Raw genomic sequence first — 404 nt, forward strand, 5'->3', positions numbered from 1 at the left:
TGCAGGCGTCGCTTGTCTATGTGAACACGCGCATGATGCAGTCGGTGTTGAGCGAGCCGAAATGGTCGGCGCGGCTGACGCCGGAGGATTATCGCGGCCTGACGCCGCTGATCTACGGGCACGTCAATCCTTATGGCCGCTTCGACCTCGATCTGGATCGCCGGATCGATTTTGAGTGGAAACAAGCGGCGTGACCCATCGAAGGGAATGGTAGAAATGCCTGTATCGAAGAAACCCCGAAAGAAGGCAGTGGCGAAATCCAAGAAGCCGGAAAATGACAATGCTCTGCCTCCGATGCCGGACCGGCGCGGCATGGAGGGGTTCATGGCAGGTCTTTTCGGCGGAGGGCGTGGGAGCGACCCGACGGACGCTGCGCAAGACATCATGTATGAGGCTTGGGAAGC

1 protein-coding gene and 1 pseudogene are annotated in these 404 nt (G+C 59.2%); both read left to right on the forward strand.

Features of this window, described 5'->3' with window-relative positions; genetic code table 11:
* Positions 1-194 (forward strand): Tn3 family transposase (locus tag EN786_RS36205; protein ID WP_135910058.1); only part of this gene is annotated, 194 nt, incomplete at its 5' end.
* A 22-nt stretch (positions 195-216) separates the two neighbouring features.
* A pseudogene (locus tag EN786_RS38390) lies at positions 217-404 on the forward strand (hypothetical protein); the annotation flags it as partial.

The organism is Mesorhizobium sp. M4B.F.Ca.ET.143.01.1.1 (assembly GCF_004792275.1).
GTDB lineage: Bacteria > Pseudomonadota > Alphaproteobacteria > Rhizobiales > Rhizobiaceae > Mesorhizobium > Mesorhizobium abyssinicae.